Raw genomic sequence first — 251 nt, forward strand, 5'->3', positions numbered from 1 at the left:
GCTGCCGCCGTGGTCGGACAAGCTGGTCGGTGAGGTGGTCCGCCTGCTGTTGGAGGCGTACTACGAACCGACCTTCTCCGATCTGTCTTACGGTTTCCGTCCTGGCCGGGGATGCCACACCGCACTAGAGGGTGTCTGAAAAGGGTCAGGATGGGTAGGGCAGGGGGTGTGTGAAGCCTCGGTGTGAGGGAGGCTGGTGATGGCCGAGCGGCGCGGGTATCCGACTGATCTGTCCGATGCCGAATGCTATC

The 251-nt window shown here is 62.9% G+C and carries 1 pseudogene; it reads left to right on the forward strand.

Annotated features, from left to right (window positions below):
• Positions 1 to 127 (forward strand): annotated as a pseudogene (locus tag FMEAI12_RS40340) (RNA-directed DNA polymerase); the annotation flags it as partial.
• Positions 128 to 251: the final 124 nt, after the last annotated feature.

Source organism: Parafrankia sp. Ea1.12, assembly GCF_900465275.1.
GTDB lineage: Bacteria > Actinomycetota > Actinomycetes > Frankiales > Frankiaceae > Parafrankia > Parafrankia soli.